Here is a 16936-nt window from a genome sequence, read left to right as displayed (position 1 = left end):
CGGCTTGCATTTACAGTGCACGCCGGTTTCTAAATCTATAGTCCTCTTCCAATTAAATTCGCTGAAACAGGCTGAAGATTTAATTCTCTCGCCCATATAGATAGCTGACCGATATGGTGAATTTCATGCACAATTACATGTCTTAAAACTTCACCGTATGTATATGTTTTATCTGTCCACGAAGCTTTTAATATCTTACATTCTAGGCTAGATGACCACAACTGCAAAAAAATTTCTAATTCTCGTTTATATAAATTAGATAACGCTTTCACTTTCTGGATTGATTGATACTCTTTAAACTGCGGTGCATTATCTTCTTTTCCTTGAAGCGCACTAATCCAGCTATATTCAACATCTACAATATGAAACAATGTTTCTAAAATACTCCCAACACCACCAACACGTTTGCGGAGTAATTCTTCCTCTGAAAGTTGCTCACACCACTTAAACCAATCATCTCTTACCTGCCAATTGTATCGAAATAAAGTGTACATATTTATCTCTCCCCTACTCCAATTATCCACCTAACAGCCTCTATTACATAATGTGGCTCATCTTTTTGAATATAGTGACCGCTTTGTTCTGCAATTACAAATTTATTATTGCTTGATAATCGTAACAATTCTTCTTGCAACTGTAACCACTTCAGTTGTGCAGCTTGCGAATAAAAAGCTTTTTTACTAGCAGCTAACACGACAAGTGGAATATTTCTAGTTGACTGACAATGTTTACCTGCTTCGCCTAGACTAAACATAAACTCTTCATAAGAACTTTCATATACAAATTGTTTATAGTAAGCTTCTTGAAATTCTGGGGACATGATTGGTAGAAAATCTTCTTTATAATTTTCCGGTGTCGAATCAACCAAAACTATTCCCAACATATCTTTGGGATAAGCAGTCGCAAATAAACGTGCATTTATACCGCCAAAAGAATGTCCTACAAAAATATAAGGTGGTTTCAATCGTAGTTGCGCTAAGCAACTTCTTAAATCTTTTACCATTTCAGAACTAATACGTCGCTTGGAACTCTTCCCACTTTTTCCTAAGCCCGCTCGATCATATGTAAGTACCGTCCCATATTCCGTCAACTCTTCAGCGATATGATCCCATGTCTTTGAATAATCGCCATAACCTGCCTCCATTATAATAACTGGCTGCAGCTTCTTTCCTTGGAACTTTTTCGTATACATTTTAAAATCGTCAACTTGTACATATTCTTCTATACATTTAACCATTGACAATCAATTCTCTTCGACCAATTTCCTCTACAGCATGATTAATTATTTCACTTACAGATAAAGAGCCATCCAATATAATATCCGAATTCGGCTTAACAGTATGGATTGCCTCTAAATAAGCTTTTCTCGCAAATGTCATGTAATGTTTCAAATCATTATGTATTTCATCTATTGTATCTTCCTTAAAATCTCGTAAAATTCTTCTAGCCATCGCTATATCTAAAGGCGTATCGATAAATATAGTTACATCAATAACTTCTCGCATTTCACTATTTAAGTATGCAAAAGGATAATCTACAATAATATAATCAAAACTACTATCTTGTATAGAACGCTGAATATCATTAATTAGCGGTGTAAGTACCCATTCATCATAATTTGCTCCATCATCAATCCATTTACAAATATCAGCAGGGCCGTTATCAAAGTTATAGCTATCAAAATACAATGCTTTTGAATTTGTTAACTTTTGACTTAATCTTTCTGTAACAGTAGTTTTACCTCCTCCTGAAACAGCTGCAACTGTAATGATTTTCATTTTTTTATTCATAATTTCCCACCATACCCCTTTTAATTAACATAACATAATTATAGAAAACTATTATTTTTTATCGCTCCATTCATATTCTAACATACTCATTTCCCATAAATTCCAGTATGTATCTCCTACTTTTTTTGACTCTCTTAATAAACCTTCTTTTACAAATCCTATTTTTTCATAACATGCAATGGCCGATGTATTAAAATCATAAACACCTAGAGTTACTCTATGTAGTTTTAATTCTTCAAATGCAATTTGTAGTACTGCTTTCATCATATGTTTCCCTATAGAACGCCCTCGCATTTTCGTATCACCAACTAGCACTTTTCCAATCCTTGCAGATTTATTTATATTGTCAATTTGTCCAAGTGAGATATGACCAATTACTTCTTTAGTCTCTTCATCTATTACTTTGAATGCTAGAGTATTTGAGCTTTCTATATATTTTTCTAATTGCTGTTCATTTAAAGGATATGTAAATGCATTTCCCGACCATTGTATTAGAAATTCTTCGAAATTAATCCAATTTATTAATTGTTTAAAATCAGATTTTTTAAAGGTTTCTAGTTTAATCACTTCCATGCTCCTTTCGTACATCATACTTTATAACCTCAAACTTATTTCTATATAAAGAATATATTCTCCTGTTATATGAAATTAAAATAAAGCCATTCATTTGAATGGCTTTACAAAAAAGAAGCATAATTATGCTTTGTTTGCTACATCAATACCATTAAAATCAAAGTCAGCAGTAATCGTTGTAACCGGTGGGAAAATTGCTTCAATTTTGCAAATGGAAATAATTACTCCAACCGATCCAGGAATAGCTGCCAGCTTAACTACATCACAACTTACAGACGCAACAGTACCTACATAAGTACGTCCCTCTGTGTTAATTTGAACTGTTCGATTAATTAATTTCTTAAGTTCATCTCTAATTCCTTGTACACAAGAATTATCACATTTCTCATGCTGTTCTTTTTTACACTCTTCGAATACTTCCCAACAATCATCCTGTTTACATGTACACTTCTTTTTACAATTATTAAATCGAGAACCCAATACCTCACCCCCTAATCCTTTCTATTAGTAAAGTATGTCCACTAACTTAAAAGGGTACGAGGCAAACACATAGAAAGAAAAAAACAAACGATTGTACTAAACTTTTCTTTCATTATTAACTATAAAAACATACCTCGCCTAATTAAAAGCTTGTTTGATGAGAGGCCTTGGATTTAGTCCTACCTCATTTAATATTTAGACACCACTTTCTAAAACAAATCTTTTTTCTTTTAAATAAGTCGCCCCTTAAAGATGCACCAGATTTCCCATCGCTTCACATATACATAGACTTTTTTTGCGCTAATATAGTATGTTTTTCCTTCGCTATTGTGAAATATACATTCAGAAAAGCGTACTCCAAAATAAGATATTATTTATAATCAAAACGTTTTCTTCAACAAGTGTTTATTGAACAATATCATAAATAATAGTTCTCTCTACTATCTCTTGAAAATTAGCATAGTTTGTATGAACTCTATATCAAGTAGAAAGCACTCTATATCAAGTAGAAAGCACTCTATTATATAAAGGTAAAATAGTAGGTTAATAAACAAGCCATTTTTTTATTAAAACATAGAATAATATGAATCCTATTGAAAGGAGGTAGAAAAGGATGTCCTGGAAAAATGATTGCTGGAGTTCTCAGAAAAATCATTGTTGTGATGACTGGTGGAAATCTAAAGAAAAATCTCATTGTAATGATGATTGGAGTTCTAAGGAAAAGCATTGTAATGATGATTGGTGGAAATCTAAAGAAAAGCGTCATTGTGATGATGATTGGAGTTCTAAACGAAATAAGTGTCGTTGTAAATGTTTCTTTATTTGTTGCCATTGTAAAAGGAAAAATTGGTAATGTTTTCAATGTCAACTTAAAGGAAACAATATGTCTTTTGGAACCGATAAATACTAGAATGTATTACACAAAAAGCTGACTGAATATAGTCAGCTTTTTGTCAATGAACACGTAAAGATTTCAACAGGTATATATTTACTGATTGGGTGAAGTATTAAGAAAAAACAAGCTGACTCTTATAAGTCGATTTTTAATTACTTCACATACGTATAAAGCTTTATATGCTCTCATTAATTCAGCGAATTTACCAGTATTTTCACCAAAAAATTCATGGAATCTTTAATTAGTCGCGTACTTTCATTGTCTTCAGGAGCCCCACAGACAATCAGGGTTTCTTTTATTTAAATAAAGGTTTTATTTAAACTTTACAAAACTCACCTATATTAAAATATCTTCTAAAATCTCTATTGAACATTTATAATACTTTTAAACGTTTTAAATTCTACAATCAGTAATGGAGGCATTTTAATGGGAATCATCCCAAAAGTATCATCACACCAATCAAATTCTAATATACTCTCACAGCAAGTGAACCCTAATACCCAACAAGGTAATATAAAAAAACAAGACGCCGTATTATAACTACATTGGCTTTTATATTACCTATAATTTTTGTCCTTCAATATTCTTTGAATAACCAACAAGAAATGATTAAAGAAAAACAAATCATGCTTAATACGGAGCAACAAAAGTTATCTTCTGTAAAGAAGGATAGTCATTCCCTTAAGAATGACGTTAAGGCTTTAACAAGTAGTGAAGAAGAAATTTTAAAATTCGCAAGGAAACTGTATGGATTTTCTAAACCGAATGAAACTATATTTCAAATAACTGAATAAAATTACACTGCATTACCCAAAAGGCGATTTGAAGATAATCGCCTTTTTATATTTAATTTCTAAAGGAATCATACTAATCTCTCTTTCTATCATATAACTATTTTATTTAATTTGTTAAAATACAACCACTTGTCCATTTCACTTTGCTCTATCATTACATTTACTATTAGTAATACGATTTATAGAGGTGATAAATAATGGACGAGTTTTTATCTTTTGCTGCACTTAATCCGGGTTCTATTGGACCTACACTTCCACCTGTTCAACCCTTCCAATTCCCTACCGGTCCCACCGGTTCTACAGGAGCTACTGGATCAACTGGATTAACCGGACCAACCGGACCAACTGGATCAACCGGACCAACCGGACCAACTGGATCAACCGGACCAACCGGACCAACTGGATCAACCGGACCAACCGGACCAACCGGACCAACTGGATCAACTGGATCAACCGGATCAACTGGACCAACCGGATCAACTGGACCCACTGGACCTACTGGATTTAATCTTCCTGCTGGGCCTGCATCTATTACCTTGACTTCTAACGAAACCACAGCATGTGTATCCACTCAAGGAAATAATACGTTATTTTTTTCGGGTCAAGTATTAGTAAACGGTAGTCCTACTCCAGGGGTAGTGGTCAGTTTTTCATTTAGTAACCCCTCTCTTGCTTTCATGGTTCCTCTTGCTGTCATTACCAATGCTTCAGGTAACTTTACCGCTGTATTTCTAGCCGCTAATGGGCCTGGAACAGTAACCGTTACTGCTTCACTTCTTGATTCTCCTGGAACAATGGCTAGCGTCATTATTACCATTGTGAATTGTCCGTAATGATTTTATTTTTAAGAGCTAAACAATTTCTGATAAGATGAGCACTGATTTGCAGTGCTCTTTTTTATCATTAGGATGTTACTTTCAAATGAGTTTTCGTAACACCCTACTAAAATAACGTTTTTATTAAGAACTAATAATCTTTATATTTCTTAAACTTGTCATCACAAGTAATTTTTATAATTAGTTATATTCTCAATATATTTTATGTATATAATTCCATTCAAAGATACATAATACCCACGTAACTACTTAAAAACACTTCGTTTTATATCTAAGTTAAAAAAGGAGCTACATAACATGGATAAAAAAGATCTATTAAGTCAACAACTTGAACATGTGTCATCAGATGCGTTGAATACTCCTAGTAAGGCCCAAGAGCAAATGCAAGAAGCATCTCAGCAGGCACATACTTTAAACAAAAAGGACAGTACTCAATCTTTACATGTTGAAGATTTACCACATTAAAACGTATATAGAACAACGAACAAATAGTACATGTTAAGGGGAAAGATCTTAAGAACGAGTGAACTTAATTTCTTCCCTTTTTCTATTAAAAATCACTTTAATAGGAAATCTGTACACATTTTTGACATATCCACTATTACAATCCCCTGAAAATTTACGATGATATCATCTCTCTTAGTGAATACCTGTCCCCCGGGGATTTCTCTTTTTATTCATTACTTTTCGCTTCACTAAATTTCATCCTTAACAAAATTTAATTACTCCAATGAATAAACATGACACAATATCGTATTTTGATAAAAACTATAAAACAGACATACTTAACACTAATAGTAAAATTTTGTTACTTCAATTTTACTTCTTTCCTCGTTTCTTTTATAAACATTAAAAATGAGCTCTATTTACATAGAGCTCATTCCTCATTTTATAATTTACTAGACTGTAACCCCTGAATAAACGGAACTACTTCAGGATTTACAAGCGATGATAAATCCCCTAATTCTTTTCCTAAGTAAGCAGCTTTAATGACGCGTCGCATTACTTTAGAATTACGTGTTTTTGGTAAATCTTCTACAACGTGAATATCCTTTGGACACAATGCTTTTCCGATATGAGAGTTTACTAAACTCATTAATTCTTTCTTTAACTCTCCTGTGAATGTTACATTGTCCCTTAATACTACAAAACAATGACAAACTTCACCTTTTACATCATCAGGTACACCAATCGCGGCAGCTTCTATGACATCATTATGCTTCACAAGAATAGATTCATATTCTGCAGGTCCAATACGTTTTCCAGCAATGTTTAACGTATCATCTGAGCGTCCTGTAATAATATATTGCTCACCATCATAAATCACCCAGTCACCATGAACCCATTTATTTTCAAAACGTGACCAATACGTGTTCACATAACGCTCATCGTCTTCCCAGAAACTTTTCGTCATACCAACCCAAGGTTTCTCTAAACATAATTCTCCAACTTCATCACGAATTGGATTGCCTTGATCATCGAGCACAACTGCTGCCATTCCTGGTAAAGAAGCGTTAAAACTAATCGGTGCAATCGGTTTAATAAGGACGTTTCCGAAAATCCCACCAGAAATTTCAGTTCCGCCTGAATAGTTACAAATTGGTACATTATTTTTTCCAACTGTTTCAAATAGCCACATCCAAGGATCTGGATTCCAAGGTTCACCTGTTGATGCGAATACTTCTAAACTCTTGAGCGAATGTTTATTTACATACTCATCACCCTTTGCCATTAACGCACGAATTAATGTTGGTGATATACCGAGATGTGTAATTTCATATTTATCAACGGTCTCCCATAAACGATCTGCTTCTGGGAAATCTGGAACACCTTCGTACATAACCATCGTTGCTCCATTAATGAGAGAGCCGAATAGTAAAAACGGTCCCATCATCCAGCCCATATCAGTTACCCATAATACGCGGTCACCTTGTTTGATGTTCATTCCAAATCCTGCATCAAATGCAGATTTCAAAGGGAAACCAGCATGTGTATGTACTGTTCCTTTCGGTTTCCCAGTTGTACCTGATGTATAAATGAGCATTAACGGATCATCACTATTCATCTCTTCAGCATGTGTAAATGGTTTTTCTTTTTCTAGCGCACTCCATGGGAAATCATAATTATGTGGTGTAAAATCATTTCCTGCATGACGAACAATAACAACTTTTTCAACAGTTGGACAATGTTCGCAAGCTTTATCTACTTCGTCTTTTAATGAAACAACTTTACCTCGGCGTGAAAAACCATCTGCAGTAATGATCATTTTTGATCCTGCCGCTTGAACACGGGTCATGACTGCATCAGACGCAAATCCTGAGAATATTGGTGAAATAATTGCTCCGATTTTCATAACAGCTAACATTGCAACAACTGTTTCTGGAATCATCGGCATATAAATTGTTACACGGTCACCTTTTTCAATACCCGCATGTTTCAAACCGTTTGCAACGCGACTTACCCAGTTGTCAAGCTCTTCATATGTAAATGATTTTGAAGTTCCATTTTCCCCCACGTACTGTAGTGCTGGTTGCGTTCTTGTTTCATCATCTGCAAGCCAGCGTGATAAAACTGATTCTACAACGTTACATGTTCCGCCATTATACCACTGTGCAAACGGCGTACCATTTTCTAAATCTAGCACTTCTGTATAAGGCTTCATCCATTGATAGCCAACCGCTCTCTCAGCTTCTCCCCAAAACCAATCTGTTTCTTCAATAGATTTATTATAAAACGTTTCATAATCTTCATAGCCCAATGATTTCATCCAACCATATAAACGCGTTTTTTCTTTATATTCTTCTGTTGGAAACCAAACTGCTTGTTTCAATGTTTTCCCCTCCTTGACTTTTTGAGCAAGAAAGCCCTAAATAGGGCTTTTAAACTGGATAAACAGGATGTTTACGATCTGTAAATACTTGATATTTACTCATATACATTTCGAATCGTCCTTTTAACTCTTCTCTTAAATTGTTTGGATGAACAATACCATCAATGACCATCTCTGATGCTAAATGGTAAATATCAATATCTTTCTTATACTCTTCGCGTTTTTCAGCAATGAAGCTATCACGCTCTTCTTCTGGTAAAGCTGCAATCTTATTTGCATAGACAGCATTGACTGCCGCTTCTGGACCCATTACTGCAATAGAAGCTGTCGGTAATGCTAGGCAGCAATCTGGTTCAAAGGCTGGACCTGCCATTGCATATAAACCAGCACCGTATGCTTTACGAACAACGATAGAAATTTTCGGTACAGTTGCTTCACTCATTGCAGAAATCATCTTTGCACCATGACGAATAATACCAGCACGCTCTACTTTTGTACCAATCATAAATCCAGGTACATCTGCAAGGAATAACAATGGAATATGATATGCATCACATAAATTAATAAACTTCGCTGCTTTATCCGCTGAATCGTGGAATAATACGCCGCCTTTCATACGCGGTTGATTTGCAATAATACCAACTGGCTTACCATCAATACGTGCCAAGCCTGTAATTAGTTCTTGAGCAAATAATTTTTTCACTTCATAGAAAGAACCTTCATCAATAACTCTATTAATGAGATCTTTCATATTGAAAGGAGCATTTTGATTTTCTGGAATGATTTGTTCTAACGTTTTTTCGAATTGTTTCGGTTCTTGAGGTGTAACCAATGGAGTCTTCTCTAAGTAGTTGTTTGGAAAATATGAAATGTATTGTCTTGCTTGTGTAATCGCATCTTCTTCTGTTTTACATAAAACATCTCCGCATCCTGATACAGAGCAATGCATACGAGCTCCGCCCATCTCCTCTAAAGTTACCTTCTCGCCGATAACCATCTCCGCCATACGAGGAGAACCTAAGTACATAGATGCATTTCCTTCTACCATCATAACAATGTCACAAAAGGCTGGAATATATGCGCCACCAGCTGCCGAAGGTCCAAATAATAAGCATACTTGAGGAACTTTACCTGATAATTTCACTTGATTGTAGAAGATTCTTCCTGCACCGCGGCGCCCTGGGAACATTTCTACTTGATCTGTAATACGCGCTCCAGCAGAGTCAACTAAATAAAATAACGGAACACGTAATTTTTCTGCCGTTTCTTGAATACGTAAAATCTTTTCAACTGTACGTGCGCCCCATGATCCAGCCTTTACCGTTGAATCATTTGCCATTACGCATGCAGTACGACCATGTATTTTACCCGTTGCCGTTATAACACCATCAGCAGGTAATCCTGTTTGTTCACAATTTGCAAATAATGCATCTTCTACATATTCACCATTATCAAATAAAAGAGCTAAGCGATCTCGAACGAATAGTTTTCCTTTTGCTTTATTTTGTTCATGATACTTTGGTGCGCCGCCTTGTTTAATCGCTTCAACTCGTTCTTCAAATGTATTCGATTGTTGTTTTTGGTCTAACATATTTACTCCCCCTTATACATTGGTGTGCGTTTTTCCTTGAATGCTTGTAATCCTTCTAATCTATCTTTCGTATGGATTACACCTTCATACGCTTGTTTTTCCATTTGTAATCCGGTATGTAAATCAACTTGAATACCGTTTGAAATTGCTTCTTTTGCTAATCGAACAGCAATAGGACCATTACTAGCAATTTTCTCTGCTATTTCAATCGCTTTCTCTTCAAGTAAATGAGCTGGTACAACAAATTCTACTAAACCATATTCTTTTGCTTCTTGCGCTGAAATACGTCTGCCTGTATAAATTAATTCTTTCGCTCTACCAACACCAATTAATCTTGGTAAACGTTGCGTACCACCTGCTCCTGGTATAATTGCAAGTGTAGTTTCAGTAAGACCAAGACTTGCAGATTCAGCCGCAATTCTAAAATCACAAGCTAAACTTAATTCCGTACCACCACCAAGGGCGATTCCGTTTATAGCAGCAATAACTGGCTGTGGTAATTGTTCAACCATCTCCATAGTAGTGCGAATCATACTAACAGCATGGCGAACTTGTTCCTCATTCATACCAGCACGTTCTTTTAAATCAGCACCAGCACAAAACGCTTTTTCACCAGCACCTGTTAAAATAACTACACGAGTATTGGACTCTTCACTTATTTGAGTTAATATGTTTTGTAACTCTTCTAATAACGCTAAAGATAATGAGTTTGCTTGTCTTTCACGATATAACGAAATCTTTATAACGTGAGGTGTTACATAATTAACTGAAATGTTTTGTAGTTGTAGCATCTTCTCACCTACTTATCGTTTTATGTTGAAGCGCTCTATACACATGACTCGGTAATTGGATATTTAATTTACTTTGAATGAATTGACTCGCTTTCAATAACTTCTCTTCATCAATATTCGTTTGGACCCCTAACTTATGAAGCATATGAACTAAGTCATCGGTTGCAACATTGCCTGATGCTCCTGGTGCATATGGACATCCACCAAGACCACCACAAGAACTATCAAATGTTGTAATACCATATTCTAATGACTTAACTACATTCGCCAGAGCCATTCCATACGTATTATGGAAGTGCATTGCAAACTGCGAAGCATCATATTTCTTTAATAAATGCTCTAATACTCGCTCTACTTGTAGTGGATTCGCTACACCAATCGTGTCACCAAGAGATACTTCATAAATGCCGTATGAAAATAGTTGATTACATAATTCGTCAACCGCTGTGGCACTTATATCTCCTTCATAAGGACATCCAAATACAGTAGAAACATAGCCTCTTACCTTTTTCCCTTCGAATATTGCCTGTTTTGTTATATCTTCAATTACAACTAATGCTTCTTTAATTGATTTATTAATATTACTTTTATTATGAGATTCACTTGCTGATAAAAAAACATTCACCTCATCTACATTTTGCAAAAAAGCTCGTTCCAAACCATTTTGATTTGGAACAAGCGCTGCATATGTAACATTTGGATCCCTTTTCAGCTCAGAAAACACATCATTTGCATCTGCTAATGCAGGGACCCATTTAGGGTGAACGAATGAGGAAACTTCAACGTACGATAATCCCGCCTCTGTAAGTAATTGAATCCATTTTACTTTATCTTTTGTGCCAACAATCTTTTTTTCATTTTGTAAGCCATCACGTGGCCCGACTTCTTTAATGACAGCAAAATTAGGTAGTTTCAATTCGCTTCCCCCTATATCTCCCTATTCAATTTCTAATAATACATCTCCTTCATTTACAAAATCGCCTTCTTGCACATTAATTTTCATAACTGTGCCAGCTTCTTCTGAAATGATTGGAATTTCCATTTTCATAGATTCCAAAATGACGACATCCTGCTCTTCCTCTACTGTATCTCCTACTCCTACAACAATTTTCCATACATTTCCTGCCATCGATGCATATACCTTCGTCATCATTTTTTCCCCCTTAATATTGTTAAATCTTATTTTTTAACGAGTTGTTTCGTTACAAAACCCGTTGTATAAATACCACTTTTAAACACATCGTCTTCCAATACTTGAAGTAGCATTGGCGTGTTCGTTTTAATACCTTCTACTTTTAATTCTTCTAAAGCATCATGTAATTTTGAAATGGCTTCTTCACGAGTTTCACCATGAGCAATGACTTTCGCAATCATTGGATCGTAGAAAGGTGTAATCGTTACTTGATTCTCCAAAAAGTGATCAATACGTACATTGGATGGAAGCGTTAAATCTGTAATTTTCCCAGGTGATGGGAAGAAAGTTTTCGGATCCTCTGCATAAATACGTGCCTCAATGGCATGACCACTACGTTTTATATCATCTTGTGTAAATGATAGTTTCTCACCGTATGCAATTAGAAGTTGTTGTTCTACAAGATCTAAACCAGTAATTTCTTCTGTAACTGGATGCTCTACTTGTAATCTCGTATTCATCTCTAAGAAATAAAAGTTCTTCTGATCATCTACAAGAAACTCAACTGTACCTGCATTTGTATAGCCTAGAGCTTTGGCAGCTTGTACAGCAACTTCCCCCATCGCTTTTCGCGTACCTTCATCTAAAAATGGTGAAGGTGCTTCTTCAATTACTTTTTGATTTCGGCGCTGCACTGAACATTCACGCTCCCATAAATACACTGTATTACCATGTGTATCTGCTAAAAGCTGAATTTCAATATGGTGTGCATCTGCAATATAGCGCTCTAAATACATTTCTCCGTTACCGAAGAAGTTTTGTGCTCTTGTTTTGTTACTTTCAAATGCTTTGGTGAGCGTTTGCTCAGTTTCCATCAACTGCATTCCAATGCCTCCGCCGCCTGCGGATGCCTTCAGCATTAATGGATAACCAATTTGTTTTGCAATTTCAATTGCTTCTTCAGCAGTTTCAATATTTGTAGTAATACCTGGAACTACTGGGACATCTGCAGCTTGCATTGCAATACGAGATTCGATTTTACTTCCCATCTTCGTAATAATTTCTTCAGATGGACCGATAAATACAATTCCTTCTTCTCTACAGCGAACCGGAAAAGATGGATTCTCTGATAATAATCCATATCCCGGATGGATTGCTTCAGCATTTGTCTTCTTAGCTATTTCAATAATTTTTTCAAGGTTTAAATAGCTTTCTTGGACACGCGGTCCACCTACTAAGTAAGCTTCATTTGCCATTTTTACATGTAGGGCATTTTCATCAGCCTCAGAATAAATAGCAACAGTGCGAATGCCAAGTTTTTGACAAGTTTTCATAATACGAACTGCGATTTCCCCGCGATTAGCAATTAATATTTTTTGAAACATAGTGATTCCTCCTTTTTATCTACATCCTAAATGTCTTGCAATTACGAGACGTTGAATTTCAGAAGTTCCTTCACCAATTTCTAATAGTTTTGCATCACGAATATGTCGTTCCACTTCATATTCACGCATATAGCCGTATCCACCGTGAATTTGTACCGATTGATTTGCAATACGACTAGCAGCCTCAGATGCAAATAACTTTGCCATAGCCGCTTCTTTACCGAAAGGTTTATCATTATCTTTTAACCAAGCCGCTTTATGTACTAAATTACGTGCAAGTTCTACTTCAGTCGCCATATCAGCTAATTTAAATTGAATCGCTTGGAAATTAGAGATTGACTTTCCAAATTGTTGACGTTCTTTCGCATATTGCAGCGCACGTTCAAATGCAGATTGTGCAATACCTACTGCTAATGCTGCGATTGAAATACGTCCTCCATCAAGTGTATATAAGAATTGTTTAAATCCTTTATTAACATCACCAAGAATATTTTCTTTCGGTACACGTACACCATCAAGTACGATTTCACATGTATTAGAAGCACGAACACCCATCTTATCGTAAGGACTTGAGATCGTTAATCCTTCACTTGTAGTCGGTACGATAAATGCCGAAATACGTTTTCTACCATTATCTTCAACACCGTTGATAGCGGTTACAATAATTGTATTTGCATACTCTGCATTTGTAATCCAACACTTTTCACCACTAATAACATACTCGTCCCCATCTAATACAGCTTTCGTTTGTGTGCCGCCTGCATCAGATCCAGCGTTCGGCTCAGTTAAACCGAAAGCACCTAATGTTTTACCTGACGCCATTGGAACTAAATATTTCTGTTTTTGTTCTTCTGTACCGAAATAATAAATTGGAGAAGCACCTAATGAAATTGTTGCAGCATAACTTAATCCTGTCCCACCACAAGCACGACCAATTTCTTCAACTGCTAACGCGTACGATACAGTATCGCCACCTGAACCTCCATACTCTTCAGGGAATGGGATGCCTAATAATCCTAGTTCGCCCATTTTTCGAAATGTTTCATATGGAAATTCCCCAGTTTTATCATAATACACAGCTTTCGGTGCGATTTCCTTTTCAGCAAAGTCACGTACCATTTCTTTAATCATTTGTTTTTCGCGAGTTAGAGTAAATTCCATTCCGCTACACACCCCTTATCGAATATTGAGTTTCGACAGCGTGCGAGTTTCTACTACAAACATTACTTCTTAAAAGAAATGAATATTAGTTAGACAATTGCTATAATTCTGTCATAACTTAATTTTAAAACAGATTCTGTACCAATGCACAAAAAAATTCCTACATTGTTCTACAACAACATAGGAAGTTTTATGTCGAATTATGTAATTTATTGTTTAATAATCTCTACCTTTTCCCGAATCCGAAATTTCTACTAATGCTTCAGGGTATGGTTCAAAATATGTTTGTCTTAATAAATACTTATCGTCAAATCGAATGGCCCATGATTTTAAAATTGTAAGTAAGCTACTAAGCGGGACTTTCTTTTCTATATACTTTTGTATCAAATCTAAAAAATGATCTTTTTCTTGTTTTTTCAACTTTGTTTTAAAATATCCAAAAATATGCTCACATACATTTACATTCGATGTATAGCGGGGGGTGCGCATAAATAATTCATATAAAGTCTTCTCATACTTATCAAATACAACTTCAATCGTTTCATTTTTTTGATTTGCAATAATACGCCCTAATTCTTTTTGTTTCACTTGATTATATGCCATAAATAAATACTTATAGTCTGATTGAAATGATACGAGTTCTTTTATGTTTTTAGTATGTTTAATCATTTTGTAATGCGCGATAGTAAACAGTCTTGTAAAGAAATGTTCTCTTATAATAAAATTCGACAATCTCCCCTCTTCTTCAATTGGAAGATGCGAAAATTTTTTTATTACTGCTCCGCCAAATAAGCCAGACCCCTTTCCTTTTGCTGGTGCTTTTTCAAAACCAGAATAAATTTTCACATCACGCGTACCACAACTCGGCGAACGATTCTTTAAAATAAAACCATCCACATCAGATATCGTTTGTAAAAAGACATTTGAAAATTGCAACATTTTTTCAGTTACATCTTCTCGTGTCGACGGCTGTACAAGCCTATTCACACCATTTTCTTCTACAATTCTTATCGTTTCACGAGGAGTCCCCAATCCGATCTCGACTTCTGGACAAACAGGTATAAATGTAACAAATGGCTGCAAATTTCGTATTGTTACATCTGGTATCATCTCTGCATTATAACGACAGGCATCAAATTCTAAACATTTACTTACAACAATTGTTGGTTTTGCAAATTGCCGCATTTCATTACCTCCATGGTATCAATCCATACAATCTAAATTGTACTGATATTAGTATCTTAAGCAAAGTCTGTTTATATTGATTATTTTTATAATAACTATAAATTTAATGCTATATCAACTGCAATTCAAATCTATTTCGTATATGTATTAACAAGTTCTTGTACAAAATTGTTAATACTTTTTTGTCTAAACACAATCCATCTTTACTAGCATATTTACAGATTCTTTCCTCTCCTCTTTACAGCTAAATTAATATAAGTCTTAATACGAATTTTAATCCCAAGTTATTTGGAATATATTCTTTATATTTGTACATTATAGACTGAGAAAGTATTACTTGTAGTTAGGGTGTTCCAAATGAATTTTAGAAACCTACTTTCTTTATTACGGAACATTTTCAGAAGCATTTTTTCTTTTGTAAAAAACATTTCAAAAAATCCATTCAGTTTAAGGAGGCATATTAAAATGGGCGTATTAAGTGGTAATCCCCCAAATGAACCAATGCATTACGGAGAAGTCTTTGCAATTTGGAGTTATCTCGCAGGGGCACAAGGTGCAATTGCTGGTTACCAAGTTCTTGTCAATCATACTGGAGACGAGGACTTAAAAAAGTTTTTAGAAAATCTTATAGAAAATGATATCCAATCAGAAGTTGAAGAACTAAAAAACTTGTTAAAATCAAACGGTGTGGCATTACCACCAGCACCTCCAGAACGTCCAGTTGCATCTATTGAAACAATCCCTCCTGGTGCTCGTATTAATGACGCAGAAATTGCAGCTAAAGTTTCTATGGATCTTGCCGCTGGACTAGTAGCATGTAGCCAAGCAATGGGACAATCACTTCGAGAAGACGTAGGAATGATGTTTGGACAATTCCATATGAAAAAAGCACAAGCGGGTGCTACATTACTACGATTAAATAAGAAAAAAGGTTGGATTATTCCTCCTCCTTTACATGTTCTTCAATCTGATCAAGCATAACATGGCGTAAGCGGTTAACTTTTGTTAACCGCTTCATTATATTTACCTGTCCGTTTAATAATGGAAATTAAAGATAGTTCTAATAACTTTAACTTTATGATTTGGATACTGTGATACGAATAATGTACAAAAGTACTGGAGAAATTAATACATAAGAAAGGAGGGGAAAACCATGAAGAAGAAATTATCATCTATTTTAAGTGTTTTAGCACTATCTATTATGTTTTTAGGTACATCTGCACAAGCTGAATACGATGGAAATAATATGAACAGAGTTAATAACACTGACATTTCAACTCGAGTTAATGACAATAACTTAGACAGAGTTAATAATGATGTGAGAACTCGAAATGTAAATACGACAAATGATTTGAATGATAATCGGGATAAAAATAATAATTGGGCTTGGCTGGGTTTATTAGGTCTAGCAGGATTATTAGGTCTTAGAAGAAGAGACAAAGAAACACGCTAATTCAGAATATTTTTAGTAAACAAGTACTTATTTATCAAAA

Annotated in this window: 19 protein-coding genes and 2 pseudogenes; 6 read left to right on the top strand and 15 right to left on the bottom strand. The window is 35.1% G+C overall.

Translation table 11 applies throughout. The annotated features are described in order from the left end of the window. Positions 1–35 precede the first annotated feature (35 nt). The 5 genes from J0835_RS12280 to J0835_RS12260 form a co-directional block, all read right to left on the bottom strand. Positions 36–494: a DinB family protein gene (locus J0835_RS12280; protein WP_087980482.1), complete on the bottom strand. Its 459-nt coding sequence runs from the start codon at positions 492–494 to the stop codon at positions 36–38. 2 nt (positions 495–496) lie between these two features. Continuing rightward, the gene (locus J0835_RS12275) at positions 497–1237 is read right to left on the bottom strand and encodes an alpha/beta fold hydrolase (protein WP_087980481.1); all 741 of its coding nucleotides are present in this window, start codon (positions 1235–1237) and stop codon (positions 497–499) included. Next, positions 1230–1790, bottom strand: a complete 561-nt coding sequence (locus tag J0835_RS12270; protein ID WP_087980480.1) for an AAA family ATPase — start codon at positions 1788–1790, stop codon at positions 1230–1232. The genes J0835_RS12275 and J0835_RS12270 overlap by 8 nt, the downstream gene beginning before the upstream one ends. A 51-nt stretch (positions 1791–1841) precedes the next feature. Then, entirely contained in the window at positions 1842–2381 is a 540-nt protein-coding gene (locus J0835_RS12265) for a GNAT family N-acetyltransferase (protein ID WP_140386758.1), read from the bottom strand. A gap of 105 nt (positions 2382–2486) precedes the next feature. Then, entirely contained in the window at positions 2487–2843 is a 357-nt protein-coding gene (locus tag J0835_RS12260) for a hypothetical protein (protein WP_046955923.1), read from the bottom strand. A 626-nt stretch (positions 2844–3469) separates the two neighbouring features. Between J0835_RS12260 and J0835_RS12255 the strand changes: the two genes are divergently transcribed. The 3 genes and pseudogenes from J0835_RS12255 to J0835_RS12245 form a co-directional block, all read left to right on the top strand. Then, positions 3470–3775 (top strand): hypothetical protein, encoded by a 306-nt coding sequence (locus J0835_RS12255; RefSeq protein WP_087980479.1) that lies wholly within the window; start codon positions 3470–3472, stop codon positions 3773–3775. 389 nt (positions 3776–4164) lie between these two features. Then, a pseudogene (locus J0835_RS12250) lies at positions 4165–4532 on the top strand (FtsB family cell division protein). 197 nt (positions 4533–4729) lie between these two features. Then, a pseudogene (locus J0835_RS12245) lies at positions 4730–4786 on the top strand (exosporium leader peptide-containing protein); the annotation flags it as partial. 8 nt (positions 4787–4794) lie between these two features. Here J0835_RS12245 and J0835_RS12240 read toward each other — a convergent pair. Further along, entirely contained in the window at positions 4795–5088 is a 294-nt protein-coding gene (locus J0835_RS12240; RefSeq protein WP_254913053.1) for a hypothetical protein, read from the bottom strand. A gap of 45 nt (positions 5089–5133) precedes the next feature. Beyond that, positions 5134–5349 carry a hypothetical protein gene (locus J0835_RS12235; RefSeq protein ID WP_240514096.1) on the bottom strand — a complete coding sequence of 72 codons (216 nt, stop codon included), beginning with the start codon at positions 5347–5349 and terminating at the stop codon, positions 5134–5136. Between the two features lie 316 nt (positions 5350–5665). On the opposite strand from J0835_RS12235, the gene J0835_RS12230 reads away from it, so the two are divergent. Beyond that, positions 5666–5833 (top strand): hypothetical protein, encoded by a 168-nt coding sequence (locus J0835_RS12230; RefSeq protein ID WP_176373337.1) that lies wholly within the window; start codon positions 5666–5668, stop codon positions 5831–5833. Between the two features lie 424 nt (positions 5834–6257). Here the strand turns inward: J0835_RS12230 and J0835_RS12225 are convergent, their stop codons facing one another. The 8 genes from J0835_RS12225 to J0835_RS12190 all read right to left on the bottom strand — a co-directional run bounded on the left by J0835_RS12225 (position 6258) and on the right by J0835_RS12190 (position 15443). Then, positions 6258–8198, bottom strand: a complete 1941-nt coding sequence (locus J0835_RS12225) for an AMP-binding protein (protein ID WP_087980477.1) — start codon at positions 8196–8198, stop codon at positions 6258–6260. Between the two features lie 49 nt (positions 8199–8247). Then, positions 8248–9789: an acyl-CoA carboxylase subunit beta gene (locus J0835_RS12220; RefSeq protein WP_075306983.1), complete on the bottom strand. Its 1542-nt coding sequence runs from the start codon at positions 9787–9789 to the stop codon at positions 8248–8250. A 2-nt stretch (positions 9790–9791) separates the two neighbouring features. Then, entirely contained in the window at positions 9792–10580 is a 789-nt protein-coding gene (locus J0835_RS12215) for an enoyl-CoA hydratase (protein WP_087980476.1), read from the bottom strand. Between the two features lie 4 nt (positions 10581–10584). After that, positions 10585–11496: a hydroxymethylglutaryl-CoA lyase gene (gene mvaB / locus J0835_RS12210; protein ID WP_046955915.1), complete on the bottom strand. Its 912-nt coding sequence runs from the start codon at positions 11494–11496 to the stop codon at positions 10585–10587. 21 nt (positions 11497–11517) lie between these two features. Beyond that, positions 11518–11733 (bottom strand): acetyl-CoA carboxylase biotin carboxyl carrier protein subunit, encoded by a 216-nt coding sequence (locus J0835_RS12205; protein ID WP_001987345.1) that lies wholly within the window; start codon positions 11731–11733, stop codon positions 11518–11520. 26 nt (positions 11734–11759) lie between these two features. After that, positions 11760–13097: an acetyl-CoA carboxylase biotin carboxylase subunit gene (locus J0835_RS12200; protein WP_087980475.1), complete on the bottom strand. Its 1338-nt coding sequence runs from the start codon at positions 13095–13097 to the stop codon at positions 11760–11762. A 15-nt stretch (positions 13098–13112) separates the two neighbouring features. After that, entirely contained in the window at positions 13113–14258 is a 1146-nt protein-coding gene (locus J0835_RS12195) for an acyl-CoA dehydrogenase (protein ID WP_087980474.1), read from the bottom strand. Positions 14259–14474: 216 nt separating this feature from the next. Beyond that, positions 14475–15443: a YbgA family protein gene (locus J0835_RS12190; RefSeq protein WP_333728124.1), complete on the bottom strand. Its 969-nt coding sequence runs from the start codon at positions 15441–15443 to the stop codon at positions 14475–14477. Positions 15444–15908: 465 nt separating this feature from the next. Here J0835_RS12190 and J0835_RS12185 point away from each other — a divergent pair, with 465 nt between their 5' ends. Further along, the gene (locus tag J0835_RS12185) at positions 15909–16424 is read left to right on the top strand and encodes a DUF3231 family protein (protein WP_087980472.1); all 516 of its coding nucleotides are present in this window, start codon (positions 15909–15911) and stop codon (positions 16422–16424) included. Between the two features lie 172 nt (positions 16425–16596). Continuing rightward, the gene (locus J0835_RS12180) at positions 16597–16896 is read left to right on the top strand and encodes a WGxxGxxG family protein (RefSeq protein WP_063224864.1); all 300 of its coding nucleotides are present in this window, start codon (positions 16597–16599) and stop codon (positions 16894–16896) included. Positions 16897–16936 lie beyond the last annotated feature (40 nt).

The organism is Bacillus cereus group sp. Sample62, from assembly GCF_036851315.1.
Taxonomy (GTDB): Bacteria; Bacillota; Bacilli; order Bacillales; family Bacillaceae_G; genus Bacillus_A; species Bacillus_A wiedmannii.
The sequence above is the reverse complement of the archived record's forward strand: the minus strand, read 5'-3'. Positions and strand labels throughout refer to the sequence as shown.